This window comes from Pseudoxanthobacter sp. (assembly GCF_036822375.1).
Classification (GTDB): Bacteria; Pseudomonadota; Alphaproteobacteria; order Rhizobiales; family Segnochrobactraceae; genus Pseudoxanthobacter.
In genome coordinates this window covers 1-4,715 of sequence record NZ_DAISHT010000243.1, presented here as the reverse complement: position 1 = coordinate 4,715, position 4,715 = coordinate 1, and the positions used below count along the sequence as shown (strand labels likewise).

Genomic DNA, 4,715 nt, shown 5'->3' with positions numbered 1-4,715 from the left:
CGGCCATGCCATGCGGCCGTGCGGTTGCCGCGACCGCCGTTCGGAGGTAGGACGGTTCGGGTTCAGGATGGAATGCCGGGCTTGCGCCCCGGCTCGCCGCAGGGACAGCACCGCGGGCTGCAACACGCGCGCGGGCGCCACCCTTCGTTTGAATTTCGAGCAAGCCGGACGGGCAACAACGATGGCCGAGGATCTGATCCGATACGACGTGCTGGTGCAGGATGCCCTGCGCGGCGTCGTGCGCAAGGTGCTGACCGAGGTGGTGCAGGCCGGCCTGCCGGGCGAGCACCACTTCTTCATCGCCTTCGACACATCGGCGCCGGGCGTGCGCATCTCCTCGCGGATCAAGCAGAAATATCCCGAGGAGATGACCATCGTATTGCAGCACCAGTTCTGGGGGCTGACGGTGACGGAGCATGCCTTCGAGGTGGGCCTGTCGTTCGGCGGCGTGCCGGAAAAGCTCTATGTGCCGTTCCGCGCCATCAAGGGCTTCTTCGACCCCTCGGTTCAGTTCGGGCTGCAGTTCGACCCGCATCGTGACGAAGAGACGGAGACCGCCGGCGAGGACGAAGCCGGAGAGGCGGCGGCCGGTGAGCCGCGCATCGCCGGCCTGACAGCCCGCGAAGAGGCAGCCCCGGCGGCGGCCGCCGTTCCGGCCGCGGAAGCCGGGGCGCCGGAGCCGGCGAAGAGCGAGGGCGGCGCCGCCGTCGTGTCGCTCGATGCGTTCCGGCGCAAGACCTGACCGTCCGGCGGCAGCAGGAGGCGCACGACGATGGCCGACATCATCAACCTGCGTCAGGCCCGCAAGAACAGGGCCCGGGCGGAGCGGGAGGCGGAAGCGGCCGCCAGCCGCGCCCGCTCCGGCCGCACCAAGAGCGAGAAGACACGCGAGCGCGCAGAGGCCGAGGCGGCGCAACGCCGCCTGGCCGGCCACAGGCTCGAAGGCAGCACATCCGGCACGCCGCAGGACGGGGACGCCTGCTGAAGGCACCCGCCGCCGGCTTTCCGGCAAGGACAGAGGCAAGGCGATGGAGAAACGATCGCTGACGCTCGCCGGCCACCGCACCAGTCTGGCGCTGGAGCCGGCATTCTGGGCGGGGCTGGAAACGATTGCCGGGGGCCGGGGCATCAGCCTTCCGGCGCTGGTCGGCAGCATCGACCGCGCCCGCAGCAACGATGCGGCCGGCGGTCTGGCCTCGGCGGTGCGGGTGGCGGTGCTCGACCACTTCCGCACACTGGCCGGAGAGGCCGGCACCGGGCGTCATCGCCCGGCCGTTCAGGACCATCTCAGGGACTGAGCCGCGGCAGGCGGCGACTGCGCAACTGCACCGCGGCGGACCGGCCATTGGAGCCGGTGCGGCGGGCGTTCAGTGCGTCTGCGGCGCGGCGGCAGCCGTGCGGGCCGGGGCGCGGGCGCCGACGCGGCGGTCGCGCTCGTCGGAGCGCTCGGCCTTCTGCATCTGCGTCACATAATCGGCTTCAGCCGCCGCCACGGCCTGCGCCGCGCGCTCGCGCTGGCCGGAAAGCTCGTCGATGGAGGCGCGCAGATTGTCGCGGCGCTGGCGGGCGGCGCGGGCAAAAGTCGGGTAAGCATAGTGGTCGGGATCGGTCACGCCGCTGCGCAGTTCCTCGATTTCGATCTGCTGATCGAGCTCGCCGGCCATGCGCATCAGTTCGCCGACCATGATCTCGATCTGCGCGAGGCGCCGGCGCGCGTCTTCCAGCTGGAACTGTTTCGCCCGGATCAGACTCTCTCTCGGCTTCATCGCAACTCACTCCGCTTGTGCGACAAACGATAGCGAGCGAGTCATTGCCAAATCGTTCTTGATTCATTTCCAAATGGTTGGCGCAAAAGCCTGCTTTGTCCGCACCGCAAAAAGTAGGCAACGCGGTAAGGGAACGTTTACCGGATTAGGTAACCATGGCTCCTAACGAGGCTGGCCATCAGGCTATCGGCGGCTGAGGACAGGAGCAGGCGGAACAGGCGGCATCGCAGCGGCAGGCACACGAGGATCGGGACGGCCCGGGGGTTGCATGGAATCCACACACGATTCCAGACCGTTCGGCCGGACTGTGAATTCAGCCCGTCAAGACGTTGCCAGCCCGATTCGTTATCTGTTAACCCTGAAGCCGACCGTCGAGGCGGGACGACGCAGCAGTCCTTATCGCTGACGCTCCCCCTCATCGCGGGGGCTGAGGCGCCAAGCCCGATACACGTTCGAACCACAGGGATTTGGCATGCGCGTACTGCTGATTGAAGACGACAGCGCCATCGCGCAGAGCATCGAGCTGATGCTGAAGTCCGAGCGCTTCAACGTCTACGTGACGGACCTCGGCGAAGAGGGCATCGACCTCGGCAAGCTCTACGATTACGACATCATTCTGCTCGACCTGAACCTGCCGGACATGTCCGGTTACGAGGTGCTGCGGGCGCTGCGTCTTTCCAAGGTCAAGACGCCCATCTTCATCCTTTCCGGCCTCGGCAATATCGAGGACAAGGTGCGCGGTCTCGGCTTCGGCGCCGACGACTACATGACCAAGCCGTTCCACAAGGACGAGCTGATCGCGCGCATCCACGCCGTCGTGCGCCGCTCCAAGGGCCATGCCCAGTCGGTCATCCAGACCGGCGATCTGGTGGTCAATCTCGACACCAAGACCGTCGAGGTCGCCGGCTCGCGGGTGCATCTGACCGGCAAGGAATATCAGATGCTGGAGCTGCTCTCGCTGCGCAAGGGCACCACGCTGACCAAGGAGATGTTCCTGAACCATCTCTACGGCGGCATGGACGAGCCGGAACTGAAGATCATCGACGTCTTCATCTGCAAGCTGCGCAAGAAGCTCTCTGCGGCCACCAACGGCCACAACTACATCGAAACGGTCTGGGGCCGCGGCTACGTGCTGCGCGACGGCGCCGACGAGCCGGTGCGCGACAGCGCCTGATGCCGGCCGGGGCGGCTGAACCGCCCCCGGGCCTGCCGAGGGCTTACGGGATGCAACGGGCCGGGCTCCCTTCCAGACGAAGGAGGCCGGCCCGTTTTCGTTTCTGCCGCCCGGCCGGTTCAGCCGGCCGAGAAGGTCACGGTGTCGCCGTCCCGGGCGATCCGCACGACGACGCCGGCAGCCCGCGCAATGAGGCCGCAATAGTAGGGCACCACGGTGTGCGCATCGAGCGGCTCGCTCTGGGTGCCGGCAATGAGGGCCTCGATGCCCGGCGGAATGCGGGCGTGGGAGCCGGTCGCCGCCACCTCCAGCGCATCGGTCTCCGCGCTGCCGCGGCATTCCACCCGCACCGAGCCGCCGCGCGGAATGGCCTGCAGCGCCAGCACGATGAGAAGGAGCAACAGTTTCACGCGGTCCTTGGCCACCAGGGCCGGCTTCACCCGCCAGTCGAGGCTGGTCTTGTCGTTCTCCACATAGCCGCGCGCCAGCCGCTCGGCATCGTTGAGATCGATCGAGGCGCCCGCCGATCCGGCAAAGCCGAACGCCAGCCGGGCGAACTGCAGGCGCGCCGAGGCCTGCCGGGCGCTCTTGCGGATGAGGTCCATCGCAACGTCGCGCATGTCGCCGGAATCGTCTTCATCGAGCACTTCGAGGCCATTGGTGATGGCGCCGACAGGGCTGATGACATCGTGACAGATGCGGCTGCACAGAAGCGCGGCAAGGTCGAGGCTCATGGGTTGCGACTCCGGCTGATTCTCGCGCAAGGCTGCCGGGGCCGCCTGCCCCGGCATGTCCGTCGGGGCCGAGCCATACACGCCGCCGCGCAGGGCATCAACCGCCCGTGCATGCGGCGGCCATCGACGCCGACCGGGGCGCCGGGCGAGCTGATGCTCCGGTGCCCTGTCCCTTCCGCCTGGCGCACCGCATCCGCCCCTGCGGGCCGGTGCCGCCGAGACTCAAGGACGTTGCCGGCATGACCACCCTGCCCCTCCGGCTCGCAGCCGCCGCCCTCGGCCTTCTTCTGGCCGCCGGCCCCGCTGCCGCCCAGACCTATGACGGCTCCGCTCTGCCGGAGCCGAACCCGCCGCAGAGCTTCATTCCCGGCGCCCCGCAGGACAAGACCACCTATTCCGCCGACGAGATCGTCAAGACCGGCAATCACTTCTTCGGTCAGGTCTCCAGCGGGCTCGCCACCGTGGTGGAGCGCGCCTTCGGCCAGTATGGCGAGCCCAACGCCTATATTCTCGGCTCGGAGGCCTCCGGCGCCTTCCTCGCCGGCCTGCGCTATGGCGAGGGCGATCTCTATCGCCGCCATGCCGCGGCGCAGCGCGTCTACTGGCAGGGGCCGTCGCTGGGCTTCGACTGGGGCGGCGACGGCGCGCGCGTCATGATGCTGGTCTACCAGTTGCCCTCGCTGCAGCACCTCTTCCGCCGCTATGCGGGAATCAACGGTTCGGCCTATGTCATCGGCGGCTTCGGCATGACGGTGCTGAACGCCGAGCCGACCTATATCGTGCCGGTGCGGGCCGGCCTCGGCGCCCGGCTGGGCGTCAATGTCGGCTATCTGAAGTTCAGCGAAAAGCCGACCTGGAACCCGTTCTGAGCGGCAGCGCCCGGAAGGGCTTGCAGAGCGCGGCCGCATTCTGCAGGAAGAGGCGGCATGGCAAGGCCGGGCACGCCCCCGGCGCACCACGTTTGACGAGCCGCGGAGGCAGCCATTGTGAACGAGATCGATCTGACGCAGGCGGGAATCGTGCTGGCCGCGGTTCTGGCGG

At 68.1% G+C, this 4,715-nt stretch carries 7 protein-coding genes; 5 read left to right on the top strand and 2 right to left on the bottom strand.

Translation table 11 applies throughout. From position 1 onward, the window contains the following. The first annotated feature begins 181 nt into the window (after positions 1-181). The 3 genes from V7067_RS15655 to V7067_RS15645 are packed head-to-tail and all read left to right on the top strand — an operon-like array spanning position 182 to position 1,298. Positions 182-742, top strand: a complete 561-nt coding sequence (locus V7067_RS15655; RefSeq protein WP_334176835.1) for an SspB family protein — start codon at positions 182-184, stop codon at positions 740-742. A gap of 30 nt (positions 743-772) precedes the next feature. Then, positions 773-985: a DUF4169 family protein gene (locus V7067_RS15650; RefSeq protein ID WP_334176834.1), complete on the top strand. Its 213-nt coding sequence runs from the start codon at positions 773-775 to the stop codon at positions 983-985. A 43-nt stretch (positions 986-1,028) separates the two neighbouring features. Beyond that, the gene (locus tag V7067_RS15645; RefSeq protein WP_334176833.1) at positions 1,029-1,298 is read left to right on the top strand and encodes a ribbon-helix-helix domain-containing protein; all 270 of its coding nucleotides are present in this window, start codon (positions 1,029-1,031) and stop codon (positions 1,296-1,298) included. A 69-nt stretch (positions 1,299-1,367) separates the two neighbouring features. Here V7067_RS15645 and V7067_RS15640 read toward each other — a convergent pair whose 3' ends face one another. Beyond that, a complete protein-coding gene (locus V7067_RS15640) occupies positions 1,368-1,766 on the bottom strand; it encodes a flagellar export protein FliJ (protein ID WP_334176832.1) in 399 nt (132 codons plus the stop codon). Positions 1,767-2,238: 472 nt separating this feature from the next. Here V7067_RS15640 and V7067_RS15635 point away from each other — a divergent pair, with 472 nt between their 5' ends. Continuing rightward, positions 2,239-2,940, top strand: coding sequence for a response regulator transcription factor (locus V7067_RS15635; RefSeq protein WP_334176831.1), 702 nt, complete (start codon positions 2,239-2,241; stop codon positions 2,938-2,940). Between the two features lie 119 nt (positions 2,941-3,059). Here V7067_RS15635 and V7067_RS15630 read toward each other — a convergent pair whose 3' ends face one another. Further along, positions 3,060-3,674, bottom strand: coding sequence for a histidine phosphotransferase family protein (locus V7067_RS15630; RefSeq protein ID WP_334176830.1), 615 nt, complete (start codon positions 3,672-3,674; stop codon positions 3,060-3,062). 239 nt (positions 3,675-3,913) lie between these two features. On the opposite strand from V7067_RS15630, the gene V7067_RS15625 reads away from it, so the two are divergent. After that, positions 3,914-4,543 carry a DUF1134 domain-containing protein gene (locus V7067_RS15625; RefSeq protein ID WP_334176829.1) on the top strand — a complete coding sequence of 210 codons (630 nt, stop codon included), beginning with the start codon at positions 3,914-3,916 and terminating at the stop codon, positions 4,541-4,543. Positions 4,544-4,715: the final 172 nt, after the last annotated feature.